19 protein-coding genes are annotated in these 17254 nt (G+C 40.8%); 7 read left to right on the forward strand and 12 right to left on the reverse strand.

What is annotated here, in order from left to right; genetic code table 11:
• Positions 1–62: 62 nt before the first annotated feature.
• Positions 63–851, reverse strand: coding sequence for a xanthine permease (locus NG55_RS10795; RefSeq protein ID WP_065343241.1), 789 nt, complete (start codon positions 849–851; stop codon positions 63–65).
• Between the two features lie 136 nt (positions 852–987).
• Between NG55_RS10795 and NG55_RS10800 the strand changes: the two genes are divergently transcribed.
• Positions 988–1752, forward strand: coding sequence for a nucleotidyltransferase domain-containing protein (locus tag NG55_RS10800; protein WP_065343347.1), 765 nt, complete (start codon positions 988–990; stop codon positions 1750–1752).
• 75 nt (positions 1753–1827) lie between these two features.
• Here the strand turns inward: NG55_RS10800 and NG55_RS10805 are convergent, their stop codons facing one another.
• From NG55_RS10805 to NG55_RS10815, 3 genes are all read right to left on the reverse strand, one after another.
• Positions 1828–2142 carry a putative quinol monooxygenase gene (locus NG55_RS10805; protein WP_065343242.1) on the reverse strand — a complete coding sequence of 105 codons (315 nt, stop codon included), beginning with the start codon at positions 2140–2142 and terminating at the stop codon, positions 1828–1830.
• 9 nt (positions 2143–2151) lie between these two features.
• On the reverse strand, positions 2152–2748 hold the full coding sequence (locus NG55_RS10810; protein WP_065343243.1) for an NAD(P)H-dependent oxidoreductase: 597 nt from the start codon (positions 2746–2748) through the stop codon (positions 2152–2154).
• A gap of 112 nt (positions 2749–2860) precedes the next feature.
• Entirely contained in the window at positions 2861–3736 is an 876-nt protein-coding gene (locus NG55_RS10815; protein ID WP_065343244.1) for a DUF4349 domain-containing protein, read from the reverse strand.
• Between the two features lie 180 nt (positions 3737–3916).
• On the opposite strand from NG55_RS10815, the gene NG55_RS10820 reads away from it, so the two are divergent.
• Positions 3917–4288, forward strand: coding sequence for a hypothetical protein (locus tag NG55_RS10820; protein ID WP_065343245.1), 372 nt, complete (start codon positions 3917–3919; stop codon positions 4286–4288).
• Positions 4289–4646: 358 nt separating this feature from the next.
• On the forward strand, positions 4647–5882 hold the full coding sequence (gene craA / locus NG55_RS10825; RefSeq protein ID WP_407638712.1) for a chloramphenicol efflux MFS transporter CraA: 1236 nt from the start codon (positions 4647–4649) through the stop codon (positions 5880–5882).
• A gap of 20 nt (positions 5883–5902) precedes the next feature.
• On the opposite strand, the gene yccS is transcribed toward craA, so the two are convergent.
• From yccS to NG55_RS10845, 4 genes are all read right to left on the reverse strand, one after another.
• Positions 5903–8053 carry a YccS family putative transporter gene (gene yccS / locus NG55_RS10830; protein WP_065343246.1) on the reverse strand — a complete coding sequence of 717 codons (2151 nt, stop codon included), beginning with the start codon at positions 8051–8053 and terminating at the stop codon, positions 5903–5905.
• A gap of 241 nt (positions 8054–8294) precedes the next feature.
• Positions 8295–8876: a superoxide dismutase family protein gene (sodC, locus tag NG55_RS10835; protein ID WP_065343247.1), complete on the reverse strand. Its 582-nt coding sequence runs from the start codon at positions 8874–8876 to the stop codon at positions 8295–8297.
• 108 nt (positions 8877–8984) lie between these two features.
• The gene (locus tag NG55_RS10840) at positions 8985–10079 is read right to left on the reverse strand and encodes an AI-2E family transporter (protein WP_065343248.1); all 1095 of its coding nucleotides are present in this window, start codon (positions 10077–10079) and stop codon (positions 8985–8987) included.
• A gap of 123 nt (positions 10080–10202) precedes the next feature.
• A complete protein-coding gene (locus NG55_RS10845; RefSeq protein ID WP_004657565.1) occupies positions 10203–10847 on the reverse strand; it encodes a ParA family protein in 645 nt (214 codons plus the stop codon).
• A 130-nt stretch (positions 10848–10977) separates the two neighbouring features.
• Between NG55_RS10845 and NG55_RS10850 the strand changes: the two genes are divergently transcribed.
• A complete protein-coding gene (locus NG55_RS10850) occupies positions 10978–11448 on the forward strand; it encodes a Holliday junction resolvase-like protein (RefSeq protein WP_004657567.1) in 471 nt (156 codons plus the stop codon).
• Here the strand turns inward: NG55_RS10850 and NG55_RS10855 are convergent.
• Complete coding sequence (locus NG55_RS10855; RefSeq protein WP_023271236.1) at positions 11442–12077, reverse strand: class I SAM-dependent methyltransferase; 636 nt, start codon at positions 12075–12077, stop codon at positions 11442–11444. The genes NG55_RS10850 and NG55_RS10855 overlap by 7 nt on opposite strands.
• 161 nt (positions 12078–12238) lie before the next feature.
• Between NG55_RS10855 and NG55_RS10860 the strand changes: the two genes are divergently transcribed.
• Positions 12239–12802 (forward strand): hypothetical protein, encoded by a 564-nt coding sequence (locus NG55_RS10860; RefSeq protein WP_016542781.1) that lies wholly within the window; start codon positions 12239–12241, stop codon positions 12800–12802.
• A gap of 55 nt (positions 12803–12857) precedes the next feature.
• Here NG55_RS10860 and NG55_RS10865 read toward each other — a convergent pair whose 3' ends face one another.
• Both NG55_RS10865 and NG55_RS10870 read right to left on the reverse strand, forming a co-directional pair.
• The gene (locus NG55_RS10865) at positions 12858–13421 is read right to left on the reverse strand and encodes a hypothetical protein (protein WP_065343249.1); all 564 of its coding nucleotides are present in this window, start codon (positions 13419–13421) and stop codon (positions 12858–12860) included.
• A gap of 19 nt (positions 13422–13440) precedes the next feature.
• Positions 13441–14220 (reverse strand): class I SAM-dependent methyltransferase, encoded by a 780-nt coding sequence (locus NG55_RS10870; RefSeq protein WP_065343250.1) that lies wholly within the window; start codon positions 14218–14220, stop codon positions 13441–13443.
• A gap of 121 nt (positions 14221–14341) precedes the next feature.
• Between NG55_RS10870 and NG55_RS10875 the strand changes: the two genes are divergently transcribed.
• Positions 14342–15613 carry a hypothetical protein gene (locus NG55_RS10875; protein ID WP_065343251.1) on the forward strand — a complete coding sequence of 424 codons (1272 nt, stop codon included), beginning with the start codon at positions 14342–14344 and terminating at the stop codon, positions 15611–15613.
• A gap of 65 nt (positions 15614–15678) precedes the next feature.
• Here NG55_RS10875 and NG55_RS10880 read toward each other — a convergent pair whose 3' ends face one another.
• Entirely contained in the window at positions 15679–16293 is a 615-nt protein-coding gene (locus NG55_RS10880) for a hypothetical protein (RefSeq protein ID WP_016542785.1), read from the reverse strand.
• A 619-nt stretch (positions 16294–16912) separates the two neighbouring features.
• Between NG55_RS10880 and NG55_RS10885 the strand changes: the two genes are divergently transcribed.
• Entirely contained in the window at positions 16913–17224 is a 312-nt protein-coding gene (locus NG55_RS10885; RefSeq protein WP_016542786.1) for a hypothetical protein, read from the forward strand.
• Positions 17225–17254 lie beyond the last annotated feature (30 nt).

The raw sequence follows: 17254 nt of genomic DNA on the forward strand, positions 1-17254 counted from the left end.
TTTAGGTTAGGAGTGATCTATTGCCCTTTTTCCATTCCTTTATTTGGATGATATTCGTTTTTTTATTTTTTATACGCTTTCCAACCTGTTAAAATATGGTAAATCAGCGGTAAAAGGCAGAGCGCAAAGAAGCCACAAATTGCAACTGCCCAGACAGGTAGATTCTGTGGATCTCCCAAAAAGAAATAAGCAAAAACCGAATAAGACAGCATCCCAAACATCGCCATTGTGCCGAGTGGAAGGGTAATTCTAAAAATTAAGACCTTAGCAAAGGCTTTGTAAGGCGTCATATTTCGATTCAAAGCATAGGCAATAATCATGACCAAAATATAGCCCATAATAAACAGCATAAATAGGGTAGCGGCAAACAGTAGACCTGTGCGCCAACTCTTTTCCTGAGCAGAATGATCACCTGCCTCATAAACCACTTGAATATGATCTCCGACCACGGGCACATCGCCTGAACGAACTGAGTTATCCAAGATCAATGTTCTGTTTTGATCATCTTTGAATTGTACTTGTGCGGTATGCATTAAAGTTTTGGTCTTATATTTACGCCCGTTGGAATCTGTACGTTCGGTATCGACCCATTCAGAGCTATAGCTCACGATGGTTGCATCATAGCTCGGTTTGGTTGCCAAGCCATATACCGCTTGCGACACCCAATAAGTAAAAGGAAAAAATAAAGAACTGATGCTAAACACCACAACAAATAAATAAGCAAATTCAAATTTACTGCTGTCACGATTTTTGGCTAAACGTTTCAGCCAAAACTTTGTCAGCACAAAAGACCAGATACATAAGATCGCAACCACCACCAAGAAAACCTGTCCCGCATAAGTCAGTTGCATGCATGATCCTATTTGTTATATTGAAGAGAGCTTGATTTTATCAGTTGGTGATCTTTTTAAAATCAAATTAATGAGTACAGTCAAAAAGAGTATTGTCTCTCACAAGTATAAATTTTTAAATAATGAAGCCATTGCAATGAATATCCATTACGAAATTGAAAAACTGTTTCAACAACGTCAAGACATCCCCTTATTTTATATCGAAAGTGGCAGCCGTTTATGGGGCATGGCCAGTCCTGACAGTGACTACGATGTACGCGGTTTTCATCTACCCAGCAAAGACCAATATTTTGATTATAAAAAATATCGTGATTTGATTGAGGTCATGGACGGAGACTTTGACTTTGTTTCTTATGACTTGGATAAAATGTTTGGGTTATTGGCAAAAAGTAACCCCACTGTTTTGGAGTGGGTCAGAGCACATATTGTGTATTTTAATGCCTTTCCTGAGTGGCAGGGTTTTCGTGATGGATTACTAGAGCGAATCGACTATAGCGCGTTGTATCACCACTATTTATCACTGGCAAAAGGTGGGATGAAAGTGATGCAAAGCGCAGATAACTTTACCTATAAGAAAGTCTTTTATTCGATTCGTGGTTTGATGTCGGCTGAGTTGGTAACCCAAGAACAGATGCCTGAATTACTGATCACCGATCTATTTGCGCAAGTGAATGCGAATGATCCATTACGGCATTGGGCAGAAGATTATCTGGAAATTAAAAAGCAGCAGAAAGAAAAGGTACAACTACCTGAGGCAGAACAAGCTACGATTCTTAATTTATTGGAACATAAGATCGAGCAGTTGGCGGAAAAGTCGATGCAGAAGACAGATCGACGTGCTAGTTTGGAAGCTTATTTAACGGATTATAGCCGTCATTTAAAACAGCATTATTATCAATAAAATGATTCATTTACCCATTACCTAAGTTCGACTTAAATATTCAATATGTCGAACTTCGGTTAATGGTTCTATTTGTTAAATCACGCTGTTTAGAATACGGATTTTTACATCCGTAACATGCTCTTTAGTGGCTTCAAAGTGTTGCTGCATATGGGCAGTTTGCATATGCGCTGCTAAATGAGCGGTACTCTGCCATTTCTCTAACATGATAATCGTATTCTCATTCGTTGCCTGCATGTCTATTGCTGGAAGATGATCAATCAAGGGTTCATAGCCATGACAGCCGTCTTCTGCCTGTACCGTTGGAATGATTTTTTGAAAAGCATCTAAAACGGCTTGGCGATGTTCAACACCTGCATGCGTATAAATTTCAGCAATAATGGTTAGCATGATATTTTCTCACTTAATGGAGCTTGTGGCAAACAACTGATCTAAATGGGTTTTATACGCTTCGATATAACTTGGTACGTTTGGCGCCTTAATGACATCATTCACAATAAATGTTGGTAGTGAGTCCATACCCAAGAATTGATTGGCTTTATGGAAAGGTAAATAAACGCCATCCACACCAACGCCGTGGAAGAACTGGTCTGGATCGGTAAAGGCTTCGATTGGTGCATTCCAAGTTAAAGACAACATATATTTTTTACCTTGGATTAGGCCACCCGAACCATACTTTTTCGATGCATCTGAACGGCTACGGCCATCGCTGGCATACAGTGAACCATGGCCAATCGTGAAGATATCATCGATGTATTTTTTCATGGTCCATGGTGCGCCCATCCACCAACCTGGCATTTGGTAAATCACCACATCTGCCCATAGATATTTGGCAATTTCGGCTTGAATATCATAGTCACTGTCGGTACGAGTCACTTGTACCTGATGACCTAAGGTGCTTAGATGTGCTTGAGAAAACTCGGTCAGGGTGTCGTTCAACTCACCATTCGAATGTGCAAATTGTTTGGCACCATTAATAATTAAAATATTGCTCATACGATTACTCAAAAATAAATCTCTAAAAACTGGAACGCATTTTAGAAAATCTATTCATGAGTAAAAATGCATAAATGAGCAAAAGACTATTGATCAAAAGTCAATAATTGAACTATTCGATTTTAGATTTTTTAGCTTTATACCAACGACGAGCTCCCCATAAAATGGCAATTGCCAAATACAGCGGCCACAGCATCACAAGCCAAATGATGGTTTCTCTAAAGCCATATAAGCCCACTTTAATCGCTTCCAAAATTCGACTGAATAGCGGATCACTGTCTAAGGTGGCAATACGATTGATATTCAGATCATGGGATTTACGCACTTGTGATTGCTGGAAGAATTCCAGTCGAATGGTGCTATAAGCCAAACGGTCTTTGACTTCTAAATTGGTCAGTTGCTGTAGCTGATTGTTCACCGCATTGGATCCGCTGTTACTTTGATTGGCGGTATTGAGTTTTTCTTCGAGCAATTTTAACTCATAACGCTTCGCTTCATAGCTTTGGGTATTAAAGTTCAGCATGAGTGGCAGTAAATTATTTAAGAAGCTGGTGACTTGTGCATTGGGAATACGAACCGTGAGTTGCACCGTGGGGGTAATCTTTTCATAGATGTCGACACTGCCATCAATACGATCACGTTCAGAGCGGTCACTGACTTGATAATTAATCTGCTTCTCTTCGATATAACCATTGTATTGCAATAACTGCTGCTCTAGTGCTGATGTAGTTTTTAACACATCCTTCACTTCAAATTGCAATTGTGCGCTTTTGACCAATTGACGATTCTGTTCCAAAGCACTTTGTTGATTGCTGACTAATTGCTCTGGATTTTGGACTGCATTGTCTTGCACTGCTTGACTGTCTGCAGCGGCAGTTTCAGTTGCCATTGCAGCTTCACTGGCAGGGTCTTCCTGTTTTTTCGAGCAACCTAAGGCGGTGCTCCCAAGGATTAAAATAATCGTTAATTTCTTTGCTAAATCTGACATATCGGCATGTCCAAACTAAGGTGATTTTGATGTTATAAACTGTGTTTTTTTAATCATTTGTTATGATCATAATCTTGAATGATGACAACAAATTTAATGCACGCCACATACATTTTGTTGCGTGGCCATTCAGTTTTGCATAGTAGCATAAATGAGCTAAATGGATTGGATAGGTACAAAATGCATAAAATTGCGATAATCTTGGGATCTGCTTTATTCCTCACTGCATGTAATCAGCCGATTGCATCCTCGCAACAGCAAGCAGAAGTGCAAAAGAGTACAGTGATGCATGTGATTTTATCGGATCAACCCAATCTGTTTCATGAAGACAGTAATTTAAAAATCGATCAGCAATTCAATCGTGCGGAAAATCCAACCGATGCACAAGTGACAGTGGAGCAAGCACAGTTGGATGATTCTGTGATTGCGGTGCGTACTGAGTATCAATTAAAACGCGACCAGAATACTTGGAAAGTCGTCAATAAGAAGCAAAGTTATCAATGTGCTAGAGGAGAGAATACCGAAACTTTCCAATTTGAGTTATGCCCATAATTTTGTGCATTATTAAACAGTGGATAAAAGTTCAGCAAAATTGTGGATAACTTTTCGGTTATGCACATTGCTGAATTGGTGTGATGGATTGTTTAAATTGCGGTCATTTTGAAAAAGTGCTACAGTTGCGCGTGGCAATTTAGCCAAACGGTAAAATATTTACCAATCTCACGTAATAAATTTTTTTTCTTATATACACCCAGTGAATACGGTGTTTTCACATTTATCACATGCTTTCTCACAGCATGAAATCAAAATTTAATTTAAATCTAAGCCATAAAATCTTGTGGTGATGATCCCTTTTTCATTTTGAAAAATGGGACGAACACGAGTTGGTTATTTTTGTGAATAAAACATGATGACGAATAATCAGAACATGACGTTAAACCGTATAACGCTCATGTTTCCTTTAGCTTTAGTGCTATTCGAATTTTCAGTTTATATCGGTAATGACTTGATTCAGCCTGCGATGTTGTCGATTACAGAACAATTTGCGGTCAGTGCAACGTGGGCACCCTCGTCAATGTCATTCTATCTATTGGGCGGTGCCAGTGTTGCCTGGCTGTTGGGACCGCTTTCAGACCGTCTCGGGCGTAAAAAAGTGCTCTTGGCTGGTGTGGCATTTTTTACGCTGTGCTGTTTGCTGATATTACTGACCCATAATATTGAACAGTTCCTGACACTGCGTTTCTTGCAGGGTATGGGTCTGAGCGTCATTTCTGCGGTGGGTTATGCTGCGATTCAAGAAACCTTTGAAGAGCGCGACGCGATCAAAGTCATGGCACTGATGGCGAATATCTCCTTATTGGCACCTTTACTGGGCCCTGTATTGGGTGCATTTCTGATTGATTATGTGTCATGGCATTGGGGCTTTGTCGCCATTGCTGCGGTATCTTTCTTGAGTTGGTTTGGTTTAAAGAAATTTATGCCAGCGCCCCAAGAAAGTCGTAAACAACCGAAGCAGCCTTTTAGTTATATCTTTGATGACTTTAAAAAAGTATTGAGCAACCGCCGTTTCTTGGGCTTAAGCATTGCCTTACCGATGGTGGGGATGCCGTTGATGTTATGGATTGCCTTATCACCGATTATTTTGGTGGATGAGCTGAAATTGAGCAGTGTGCAATATGGCTTGGCACAGTTCCCTGTGTTCTTTGGCTTGATTGCCGGCAATATCATCCTGATCAAGATCATTGATCGTTTCCCTCTCGGTCAAACCATTCTGTTTGGTTTGCCAATTATGTTATTGGGTACGGTCTTCTTGGTGTTGGGTGTGATTTGGCAGACTTATCTGGTGCCTTGTCTCTTGATTGGCATGACTTTAGTGAGCTTGGGTGAGGGAATTAGCTTCTCGGTGATGTATCGCTTTGCCTTAATGTCATCTGAAGTCTCAAAAGGAACAGTCGCAGCAGCAGTCTCGATGTTGATGATGGTCAGTTATTTTGTCGTGATTGAATTGGTTCGAGTACTGTATACCCATTTCCATATCTGGGCCTTTGCTTTAGCCAGTCTGGTTTTGATCGTATTCTGGTTTAGCTCTCCACGCCAAGCTTTGAAACAGCATATGCTGGCACGTCAGCAAGACGGGTTGAATTAATTTTGGCTTCCATTGACTGCTCACTTAATTTCTAAGCTGAGCAGTTTATTTTTTAACGATACTAATTCGGTCAACGTTTCTAGCAGCAGACTCATTTGTTTTAACAACAAGGGATGCTTTTCAGAGATCTGTTCTTGCAGATTCAATGCTTCAATTTCTTTAAGCAAGTGCTCTACCTGATGTTGTGGAACGGGCACTTGTTCAATCAAGCTTTGCTTAAGTAGCTCCTCAATTTTATCTAGCAATGCTAATAATGTCTGATCTTCGATTTTTTCCCGTTGATGCCCCAAGGCTGAGACATAGCTGAGTTGGCTATGGCTATAGACCAAATAGCGAAACGCATGTTGAATGAGTTCTTGGTTGGGCTGAGGTTCGGTACTCAGACTTGAGATCATATTAGACAGCTCAATCTGGGCATTATGTGCGGCACGTCGAGTGGTTCGGTATTCCAGATCGAGTTCACGCCCTTGATGATATTGCTGTACCACCACATGAAAATAATCAAAGGTGGTTTGATTATTTTTCTTGATGTTGCTGGAGATATTGCGGAAATTCCAATCGGGCCAAATGAAATTGACTGCGAGCCATGCAATGGCACAGCCAATAAAAGTGTCAATCATGCGTGGCAGAATAATACTAAAACCTGCCCCTTTTAAATTAAAAATCATTAACACCATTAAGGTGGCCATCACCGTGGCGAGTGCATATTTTTTTTGTCTTAAATAGAAAAATAACACCCCACAAATCACAGTGAGGAGTAGTTGCCCCTCAATACTGGGGACAAAATAAAGAATGGGGATACCTAATAACACTCCGAGTAAAGTGCCGATGGTTCTGAGCTTGAGACGGCTTTTGGTGGCAAAATAGGTAATCTGGCAGACAAATAAACTGGTGAGTAAAATCCAATAGCCATTTTGCGCAAATGGTAATAAGGAAATAGCATAGCCAACGGCAAAGATCACAGCCAAACGGACGGCATGACGGAATAGTGCCGATTGCGGACTGAGTTGCTGTTTGATTTTTAAAAGTAGATCCTGCGCACCCTGAATATCATCATCAAGCAAATTGAGATGGTCATGATGTTGTTGTGGAGCGCGTTGTTCAATATTCTGATTGAGTTGCAGTTGGGTAAACTGCTCATGCACACTTTTTAAATTATTGAAGATCAGTTCCAGATTTTTAACTTCGAGATTGTTGGGATGTTGTTGCACCCAGTCACGCATTGATAATTCTAAATTGCCTAAAGCTTTACTGGCAGATTCACGCGGTTGATAGCTCTGATGCTGCAAGATTGCTTGGCTTAAATCATGACAGGCCAAGGCTTGTAGCTGCATATTTTTTTGAATACGAAAAATCAAATCACTGCGGCTAAAATTTTGATGAATTTTTTCATAATGCAGATAGCTGGAGGTGACTTGTTCATGCATATCTTGAGCAAAATAATATAAGTTCAGCCAATAAATACTGGTGTTGTTCACCCGAGACGCTTTTAAGCGCGTCAGTAAGGAGTTTTTGGCTTGATTCAGACTAGTGACCACTTGGCTGTTTTTTTGAGAAAGTTCGAATAGTAGTGTTTCGACATTATCAATATTATCTGGGTCGAATAAACGTGATTTGGCTTGCAGTAATTCAGCAAGCTCCTGAAAAATAGCTGAGATCTTTTCTTGTAGTGGCAGGGTTGGGCGAATCACAAAAAATAAGATTGAAGTTAGCCCATACCACAAGGCACCCAATACAAAATAACTAGGCTGCTGATACCAGTGTGGATATTCACCTAGACCGAACATGGTATAGATCGAGAGTAAAATCGTGCCAAAGGAAATGGTGGCATAGCGTTGCCCAAGCGCACCCATCATGACTAAGGCCGCACTCGAGAGGCTGAGATAGACAATAAACCAAAATTTATAGGGGGCGAGAAACTCTAAAATAGTACTGACCGTAAAGAACAGCGCGCAGACATAGATCAGATTGCGTAAACGAATGCTGAGACGATCATCAAAGTCGGTCAGTGCGGTCGCAATTGCCCCTAAAGTTACAGGCACAATCAGCTGTCCAAATCCGAAATAATGTAAACCGAGTGTTGTACCGCAAAGCACAATCAGGATTTGTAGGCAATAAAGCAGAATCGAGTTGGAGCGAAAGCGATTGAACAGGATAGATAAATTTTTCACGATTCTTATTCTTGAATATGTTCTGGTTTCATCATACAAATAAATGTCCCAAAGGAAAGCATTGTCAGCCAACAAGCGGCACTATTTTTGAACATCAATATTTGCTTGATCTTTCAAATAATAGATAAGATGCAAAATTCATGCTCAGTTGTATTTTGTTCTTGTAAGATTGGATAAGAAATAAAAATGGCTAAAAGCAGTGTAACTGTGGATAACTCGGAAGATACCCACAGTATTGAAATTACTTAATCACACCGCAGGCAATACGGTCACCACCGCCGCCTAATGGTTTTGGTGTATCCGAATAATTGTCTCCGCCGACATGAATCATAATGGCACGGTTCTGGATATCAGCCAGTTTTAAACGTGGTGCAATCACAGGTGTGGTTGCAAAACCTTTTTCATTTACAACCAACACAGGAAGGTCACCTAAATGTCCAGTTTCTGGCGTACCATGATATGCAACCTTTTCAGGGTTTAAGTGGCTGCCTGCTGCCAAGGCGGCGCCCATTTTTCCATCTTTAAGCGCCGCTTCACAGGATGGGTTTTCATGGATGTGGAAACCATGTTCGCCAGGAGAAAGTTTCCAAAGTGCAGGGGTGATTAATAAACCCTTTGGTGTTTGTTGAAAAGCAACCGTTCCGATGGAAGCACCAACCCCATTGGCATCGACTTGATAGACTTGGATCAATTGCTTTTGATCGCTTTTGCTGGCTTTGGTCTGAATCTTAGCCGCATTGTTGTCGAGAGAAACCGAAGAGCAGGCTGCGATACTTAAACTCAAACAGCCGAGCAGAGAAATTTTTTGAAGCATTGACGTCATTGCGAAGATATCCTTATAAATTATCTTTATTTGACGATTCAAACAAAGTCAGGGATATCTCGCAAGCAACATTAATCAATTCATGACAAAAAATTAAACGAAATATACCTATTTAGTTTCGGGAGGAGCTTCCAACGCTGCAACAGGCTCTTCGACATTTTCATGCAGCCATTCACGCCAAATCGCTAACAGGATGGCTAAAATCACTGGGCCAATAAATAGGCCGACCAGCCCAAAGCTGGCAATACCACCTAATACCCCGAACATGATCAAGATAAATGGAATCTGGGTCGCGCCTGAAATCACCAATGGGCGAATCACATTGTCCGAGCTACTCACAATCACTACACCCCAAACCACAACGCCAATGGCTTCCATGGTTTGTCCCTGAGCAAATAACCACAGGCCTACCCCAAGATATGAAACAGGTGTTCCAAAAGGAATCAGCGCCAAGATAAAGGTGACCATGGTCAACAGCATTGGATTTGGAACGCCTGCGACAAAATAGCTAAGGCCGGCCAATAGAGCTTGTGCAACTGCAGTTAAACCAACGCCGTATACGACAGCACGGGTTGTTTCTGAAATGGTATCTAAATAATGATGCACGCGTGGACCAATCACCATTTCCAAGGCACGACTCACTTGTGCCAAGATCATTTGTCCATCACGGTAGAAGAAGAACAAGGTCATGAGGGCAAATGTGAGTTTGACCAAATTACGGCTAATTTCACTCAGGACAAAACGGCCATAACTCAAATGGCTTTGAATCCATTCAGCAATATTCTTGGTGATACTGTTTGGATCACTACTCAGTTCATTGACGGTACGACTGATGTCTTTGCCAATAATCGGTAGATTTTTGATAAATTCAGGAACTTGAACATGACCTGAAAACAGTTGTCGCTGTAAATTAAAATATAAATTACGACCTTCAAGCTGCAACATAAAGATTGCACAGATAAATGGCACACCAATCACGATAATGACCAAGCTAATCATCAGGGTGGCATTCAGTGTCGGTCGATTTTCACCAAAGAAACGACGTTGTACCCATAGATATAAGGGCCAAGTCATATAGGCAATAATTGCGGCCCAAAGGACAGGGACAATAAAGTATTTGAGAATACTGAATCCCAAAAAGAGCAGGACAAAAAATAGTCCAAACAGCAAAACGCGTTGTAATATGGGAGCGTATTGTTGCACGATAGTATTTCTCAAGTGCTAGAAATTGAATAAAACCATCTTAACTGAAAAAGTAGGCGAGGGAAATTTTCATTTCCCCATTTTAAGATTTGATATCAAAAGATTACGTTTCTTTGCAAAGTCTTAGAACCACTCGCTGGGATCATCGACCAACTGGTTTAAAACAGGCTGCCATTGGCTTTGGATGCTAACAAAGTTTTTTTGGGTTTTATCAAACACACTCAGCCCTTGCATAGCCAATGTACCGTAGGCACTACGCTCAGAAATCCACGCCACAGGATCTTGCTCAATCTTGCTAAAGAAGTCTTGAATATCTTTGGAACTGGCACTGTTCGGTTTGACACGATTGGCAATCAACAAGATTTGTACCTTGCCTTTACGAATACGCTTAATGTCTTGTAAATGTTTTAAGAAGCGGCGAGTACTGTCGATATCAAAGAATGATGGCTGTAATGGCGTTACAATGGCATGTGCTTCGCTGACCAATTGCTCGGCATGTTCGCCTGAGAGCGCACCAGGGGCATCAATAATCAAATAATCTAAATTCTTGGGTGCTTCACCAATCGATTTTTCATGTCGCCAATCTAGACTCTGAATGCCCGTGACCGTTTCAGGACGTTGCTTGAGCCATTGCAAAGACGATTTTTGGTTGTCAGCATCTGCTAGCGCAACCTTATATCCTTTTTGCGATAATGCTGCAGCGAGTGTAATAGCTGTCATGGTCTTGCCACAGCCACCTTTTTGATTTGCGATTAATATGGTTTTCATGAAATTAGATTTATTAACTAGGCTCTCGTATTCGTTTATACCTTAGCATCTTTTTCGGTCAAGTGTGTTACACATGACAAAAGTTTCATGTTGCAGTTAAATAGCTGCATTCAAGCAAAGGAAAGTGACTATGTCGGTTTGGTTAGCGATGCTGATTGGTGGTTGTATTGGTGTCGTGATCACCACGATTATTTTATCCAGCACTCGTAATGGGCGGATTCAGGCGGAGTATGAGAAATATATTGCTGAATTGGAGCTGGAACATAAGCAAGCTTTACTCGATGCGCAGAAGCGTAGTGTTAATACCAGCCGTGCGGTATTGAAAGGCAAAATGGCGGAGCAGTTTGCACCGATCCTACCAGAGTTTCGTTATTTACCCAGTGATGCTAAATTTTTAGGTGATCCTGTCGATTACGTGGTTTTTGATGGTTATACCGACTTTCGAGATGGCGATGGTACAGCCGAAGATATTGAAGTGATTTTACTGGATATTAAAAGCGGTGGCGCACGCTTAAGCAAAGGGCAGCAGGCGATTGCTCAAGCGGTCACTGAAGGGCGTATTCGTTTTGAAACCTTGCGAATTGATTTTGAAGATCAATGAGGCGTTTCTAATTTTTGTACGCGTGCCAACAGCATTGTTTGCGCCACAGATGGGATTCCTTCTGCATCAAAATATTGCTTTTCGATCAATTTAAATTTGGCTTGTAAGAGCTGGCGTTCAATATCCCGATTTAAGTGGCAGCCATCGGCTATCCGTTTCTGAATTGGGGTTAGTAGCGTCTGCAAAGACTGTATTTTTGCCGAGTTCGGATGCTTGACATGTTCAACCAAATGGAAGGTACCTGTTGGTTTGAGTACCCGATGTATTTCGGCTAAGGCCTGTTCAAGATCAGCAATGCTACACAGTGTCCAAGTCGATACAATATGATCTAAAGAAGCGTCGGCAAAGGGGAGTTTTTCTGCACTGGATTGCACATGTTTAATAAAGAAAGGTGCATGTTGTACCCGTTCAACGGCCAATTGATAAATATCAGGATTGGGCTCTAAGGCGTACACTGAATCAACATTGCCATAAAACGGAATATTGAGCCCTGTACCAAAACCAATTTCGAGCACTTCACCTTCAATCGGCAGCAGTAATTCACGACGTCGATCCATCAAGCTAGCGGTTTGCATGACCTGATTGAGCAAATGAGGAAAGATATGGCGTTGGTAAAATTGGTAAATCATAGAGATCCATTCGTTGGTTTTAATAAAGAGGATACTTCACTAACAGCACAAAAATATGACTAAAGTAAGTTTGATTGTTACCAAAAAAAGCACTTTTTTTCACCATCTCAGCATACTATCAACAGAAAGGCTTTTCTAATATTTTCGAGGATAATCGAGCCATGAAAAAACGTCTATGGATGAGTTTATGCATGGTGGCTGCAATTGGGCAAACACATGCATCAACGGGTCAGGCAGAATATAATATTGCCAATGGCTTAGCGCCAGTTGTGGAATATCAATCGATTTCGGTATTAAAACCTTTTGATGGTAATTTCCGTATTCTTGGTTCAAAAGTTTATCATGACGATGAGCAAGCCAAATTTTCTCCGATCGACTATGCGGTGAGTTTGGGAGCATTTACTGATCCTGCAATCGCTCGAACGATTGATGTACGTCAATATGATCGTTATTTGAATTGGAAAATGAATACACTGCCTGTGCCACCCGATCAAGCGATCAAACTGGTGTCCAATATGCACATTATTCCTGCCAATCCAGAGATTGCCAAACAAATCAAGCAAGTGAAACGCGGTGACTTGGTTCAACTCAAAGGTGAGTTGGTTGAAATTCGCGATAAGGACTTGGTGTGGAAATCTTCTTTAACCCCAGGTGGAGTGGGTGATGGCGCATGTGAGTTATTTCGTGTGAGTTCCATTCACTGGATTGAGAAGCAGAATATCTAACAATGAATGTGAAATAAAAAAAGGGGCTGATGCCCCCTTTTTTTATTTATTTCAGTTACTCAGCTTGCATTTTGTTTTCAGCTGTTTGCGCATTTCTCCAGTGATGCAACTGGCTTTGCGCGTGTAGATATTCATTCAACTGATTGACCTGCTGATTCGCATCTGTCGTTTGAGCGGTATTGGCGTGTTCCAAGACTTGGGCTTGATATTCCCAATAATCATAAAGCAAACCTTGAATATAGCGGCCCTGTTCAGTTTTGAGTTCTAGCTCTTTGAGCATCTTCAACGCTGAGTTGACATTATCTTTTTGACGTTGCTGCTCGAATTCAGGCGTGAGGCTATTGGCTTCTTTCATCTTGGCCAATTCCATTTCCATACTATCGCTCATGTCGGTAAAACGTCGATCATAGTCGTCCAATACCGCAATATCATGCCCATCATCTGCTGTGGCAGGGAATTGCTTGATCGGGGTTTGATTGAGTTGACCAATTGCATCACTATTTGTGCTACTTTGCTGTTGTTGCTTTGCAGTTGGCTCTTTGTCCTTATTACACGCACTGAGCATCAGCGCTGAACTGAGTACACAGGTGATGGCAAATGTGGTTTTTAAGTTAGGCATAGCAGAGCTCGTTCAAGAATTAGTTGGATATTTTCTGAAAATGGTAGGCGAAAGTGGTATAGGGGAAACTCATCTGATCTTGCGCAGTTAAGCCCGTAAAATCAAATACAATTTGTTCAAACTTTGCTTTTAACTGTTGTTGCTCTGTTGAAGGCATCGCGGCAATAAAACTAGTAGATAACAAGCGTTTACTCACCACCTGTTCGACCGTACCCTGATGAGCCTGTTGAAAGGTGGTTAATCCATCCAGTTTAAATAAGCTTTGCTCCTCGAACACTTGTTTCCATAACTCACTGTGATAACGAGGGGTATCACCTTCTAAAGGTGCAATTTCATCGGCCAAGGCTTTGACCCAATCGACCGAGGTATCGCGCTGATTCCAGATTAAACCAAGACGCCCTGTGGAACTCAGCACACGATGCATTTCTGTTAGGGTTTCAATATTGGCAAACCAATGGAACGATTGCGCACAGAGAATGGCATCAATTGATGCATCGGCGAATGGTAATTCGCTACTGAATGCCTGTCGACAATCGATAGTCGGATAAGCTTGTTGAAGCTGCTGTAACATTTCCGTGACAGGCTCGACCGCAATCACTTTCGCCTGTGTCTGAATCAAGTAGGGTAAGAATTTGCCAGTCCCAGCACCGAGGTCAACAACAGTGGAATTTTCTCCTATTTGGAGACGATCTTGCAGCCAAACTGCTATTTCTTGCGGGTAACTGGGGCGAACTTGCTGGTACAGTTCAGCCCCTAAACTAAAGCCTTTTTGAGCAGCAGGATGTAAGGATTGTGTCATTTTTTGCGCTTTTTAATCTGTCTTATCTCTATAAAATAAGATACTCCGCAATTATGGTTTGGCAAAGCCATCATTTGGTGACTTTTTGCTACAGACCTAGGATCAACTTTTCAGTGTGAGCATGGATAAGCAAATAATATTTGAAGATGAGCATATTCGCGTTATTTTTTTAAAAGGTTCAAGTGACACTTTAGTGATTTCGTTTGGCGATTTGATTAGTCGCGCTAAAGGCATGTCAATTAATGCTGAAAAATCCTTAATAAAATATCAATACAATGTGATCGGCATTATGCCGAAGCAAAAATCATGGTTTCCGAAAAGTAGTATGTTGCAGATGCAGCAGCAGATTCAACCGATTTTGCAGCAATTTAAAGGCATTGTTGGCTATGGCGGCTCTATGGGTGGCTACGCAGCAATCAAGTATTCAAATCTATTGAATATGCAAAAGATTGTGGCTTTTGTACCACAATTCTCGATTGATCCTGATGTGGTTGAAGATCGCCGTTACGCCGAATTCTTTGATGCATCTATCCATCAAGCTATGCAGATTCAGGCAGATGAGGTGGATTCATCGCGTGAATACATCATCGTCTATGATCCATACTATGCAGAAGATAAAGAGCACTTTCTAAAGATCCAGCCTTTACTGCCTAACATGCATGTGATTCATTTGCCATTTACAGGCCATGAAGCACTTTCGGTGTTGGCAAGTTCTCAGTTGCTGAATGATTTTGTGGTTAAACCATTTGAAATCACTTATTTCTATCAGCGGGTTCGAGAGGTTAAAAAGCAAAGCAAGTTCTACTATCGACATGTGTTGGATGCTTTGTTGCCGCGTCATCATCAGGCTTTATTAAAAATTCTGCAACAGAACGACATTGCCTTAGATGAGCGTTATTTTGATGCGGTACTTAAACAAAAACTGGTACAGCAGCTGTTTAATCTCAAACAAGGCACTGAACAGAATTTACATAAGCTCGGCGTACATCTGCATTTTGTGCAACATACCGAGACTCAAGCTGCCAATGTGGTCAATGCACAGAATCAGTTTTTGGTCTTTAATTTGGCAAGCTTGAAATTAGAGTGCTATAGCACTGAGATTATTGTGGCCAATTCCGCCTATCTATTGCCTTTAAATCTGACGGCCAATAGCTTGGTCAAGCTGAGATTGAATGATGAATACTACTTCCTCACGATGAATGATCGTGGTATTCATAAACTGGTCAAAGAAGGTGAGCCCTTTGCACTGGATCAATCGCCGTTGGTGTTTAAACACTATGCCGATTTTTATAGCCTGAGCTATAAACAACTGAGCCTATGTTGTGATGCACAAGGTTTGACGCATTTCATCGAAAATAATGCAGATGAACAGACCAAACTGCAATTATGTTGAATGACCTTATTTCAATAAAAAAAGCCCTTTGAATATTCAAAGGGCTTTTTTAGATCAGATTTAAATTAGTTGGTACCAATTTTGGCATTGGTATTGACGTTGGCATTCACGCCTAATACTTTCACGCCCACATTTGCACCCGTTTGAAGACTCTTTTTATCTGCATTTAAGCCGGTTTGTGCATTCACGGCTGAAGTTTTACCATTCACTTGTGCCTGAGCATTGGTTTCAGCACCTAAATTTAAGGACTTAGATTGAGTTGCGGTTTTCTTGTCTGCAATGCGCTGTTTCACGTTGGCTGTGGTCTCCGCAGCTAATTCCTTACCATCAACAGCTTTGTCTACTGCATAATGGGTTGTGGTTTTTACCGCTTCACCCGTTTTATTTGCGACCTGTGAACCCACCTGTGTTGCTGTGCTTACGGTTTTTTGAGTTGCTGCAACGCCAGTATTTAGCGCGGTATGACCGACATTATGTGCAGTATGACCAACACCTTGAGCCACTTGACCGACGCCTTGTGCTGTGCCTTTCACTGCACCTGTGACACCTTTAAGCAGGCCACCAGATTGTACATTGACTTGAGCTGAGCCACTGGCATTTGCGCCTACGTTCTGCGCGAAAACTGAAGCAGAAGCAAGGATAGAAGTTGTCACGATAGCTGTTTTGATCATTTTTTTCATTGCGATTTCCTTAAGCGATGTACCGTATTGGGGTACTTCATTAACGCAACTGCATCATAGCGAGCAAAAAATCAGAAATGTGTGATTTTCATCAAACGTTACAACCAGATTACAGCTTAAAAACAATCTGGAGATAAATTGTGGAGAATCGTTATTTTTATAAGAACATGAAAAGTATAGTTTTTTAATAAATATAAATAACTGTAAAAATTCAGTTTTAAAAGAGTTGGTGGATAACAGTTTGACTATTTTACGGGTTATATTTTATCGCAATGAATATGAAAATTAAGAATATATAAATTGATTTAAAGCGCTTTTAAAAAGATTAAAAAAATGGCATTTTTATTGCTTGGTATATTTATATGGAATAAATATTGCACTTTTTTAATGCAATTTATTTATCCCATCAAGATCATTCTTTGTGCATTAAGGATACTTTTTAAAGCACAAGCCTGAACCAAAACATCACTGTCTTTTTGATAGTACGATGACTCCTATCGTATTTTATTTAAAAAAATAGGTGAAATTTAAAGTGAATCTTAACTTGTATTCGCATTATTTATAGAAAAAGAATTGAAAACCAAGTAATGGCCAGTAAATAACGCACTGGAGAATATGAATGAAACAGATTGCAGCATTTCTGCTGGTATTGATCGCGCTGGGCGTGGTGGTCTTCTATTTTGAACCTGCAGAACCGAACAGCTCAACCGATGATACTGCGGTATATCAAATCCATCCTGAACCTTCAGGCGGTATTTCAACTGTATTACATCAAGAGGAGGTGAAAACCACAGAACATACCACATCGCATATGTTAAAAAAATTGGATAAAACGCAAGAAAACAACCAATTTTATGACACTAAAAGTGATCCTTCGATACAACCGATTGATCCTGAAACTGATCCAGCCAATGAAATTAAAAAACTTTAAATCGTCTGGGCTTCTTTTATCCAAGAAAAA

Origin of the sequence: Acinetobacter gyllenbergii (genome assembly GCF_001682515.1) — a bacterium.
Taxonomy (GTDB): Bacteria; Pseudomonadota; Gammaproteobacteria; order Pseudomonadales; family Moraxellaceae; genus Acinetobacter; species Acinetobacter gyllenbergii.

Bases quoted from the DNA above. Each gene is read 5' to 3' on its own strand.
- NG55_RS10795 (WP_065343241.1), bottom strand. From the start codon at position 851: ATGCAACTGACTTATGCGGGACAGGTTTTCTTGGTGGTGGTTGCGATC.
- NG55_RS10800 (WP_065343347.1), top strand. From the start codon at position 988: ATGAATATCCATTACGAAATTGAAAAACTGTTTCAACAACGTCAAGAC.
- NG55_RS10805 (WP_065343242.1), bottom strand. From the start codon at position 2,142: ATGCTAACCATTATTGCTGAAATTTATACGCATGCAGGTGTTGAACAT.
- NG55_RS10810 (WP_065343243.1), bottom strand. From the start codon at position 2,748: ATGAGCAATATTTTAATTATTAATGGTGCCAAACAATTTGCACATTCG.
- NG55_RS10815 (WP_065343244.1), bottom strand. From the start codon at position 3,736: ATGTCAGATTTAGCAAAGAAATTAACGATTATTTTAATCCTTGGGAGC.
- NG55_RS10820 (WP_065343245.1), top strand. From the start codon at position 3,917: ATGCATAAAATTGCGATAATCTTGGGATCTGCTTTATTCCTCACTGCA.
- craA (WP_407638712.1), top strand. From the start codon at position 4,647: ATGACGAATAATCAGAACATGACGTTAAACCGTATAACGCTCATGTTT.
- sodC (WP_065343247.1), bottom strand. From the start codon at position 8,876: ATGACGTCAATGCTTCAAAAAATTTCTCTGCTCGGCTGTTTGAGTTTA.
- NG55_RS10845 (WP_004657565.1), bottom strand. From the start codon at position 10,847: ATGAAAACCATATTAATCGCAAATCAAAAAGGTGGCTGTGGCAAGACC.
- NG55_RS10850 (WP_004657567.1), top strand. From the start codon at position 10,978: ATGTCGGTTTGGTTAGCGATGCTGATTGGTGGTTGTATTGGTGTCGTG.
- NG55_RS10855 (WP_023271236.1), bottom strand. From the start codon at position 12,077: ATGATTTACCAATTTTACCAACGCCATATCTTTCCTCATTTGCTCAAT.
- NG55_RS10860 (WP_016542781.1), top strand. From the start codon at position 12,239: ATGAAAAAACGTCTATGGATGAGTTTATGCATGGTGGCTGCAATTGGG.
- NG55_RS10865 (WP_065343249.1), bottom strand. From the start codon at position 13,421: ATGCCTAACTTAAAAACCACATTTGCCATCACCTGTGTACTCAGTTCA.
- NG55_RS10870 (WP_065343250.1), bottom strand. From the start codon at position 14,220: ATGACACAATCCTTACATCCTGCTGCTCAAAAAGGCTTTAGTTTAGGG.
- NG55_RS10875 (WP_065343251.1), top strand. From the start codon at position 14,342: ATGGATAAGCAAATAATATTTGAAGATGAGCATATTCGCGTTATTTTT.
- NG55_RS10880 (WP_016542785.1), bottom strand. From the start codon at position 16,293: ATGAAAAAAATGATCAAAACAGCTATCGTGACAACTTCTATCCTTGCT.
- NG55_RS10885 (WP_016542786.1), top strand. From the start codon at position 16,913: ATGAAACAGATTGCAGCATTTCTGCTGGTATTGATCGCGCTGGGCGTG.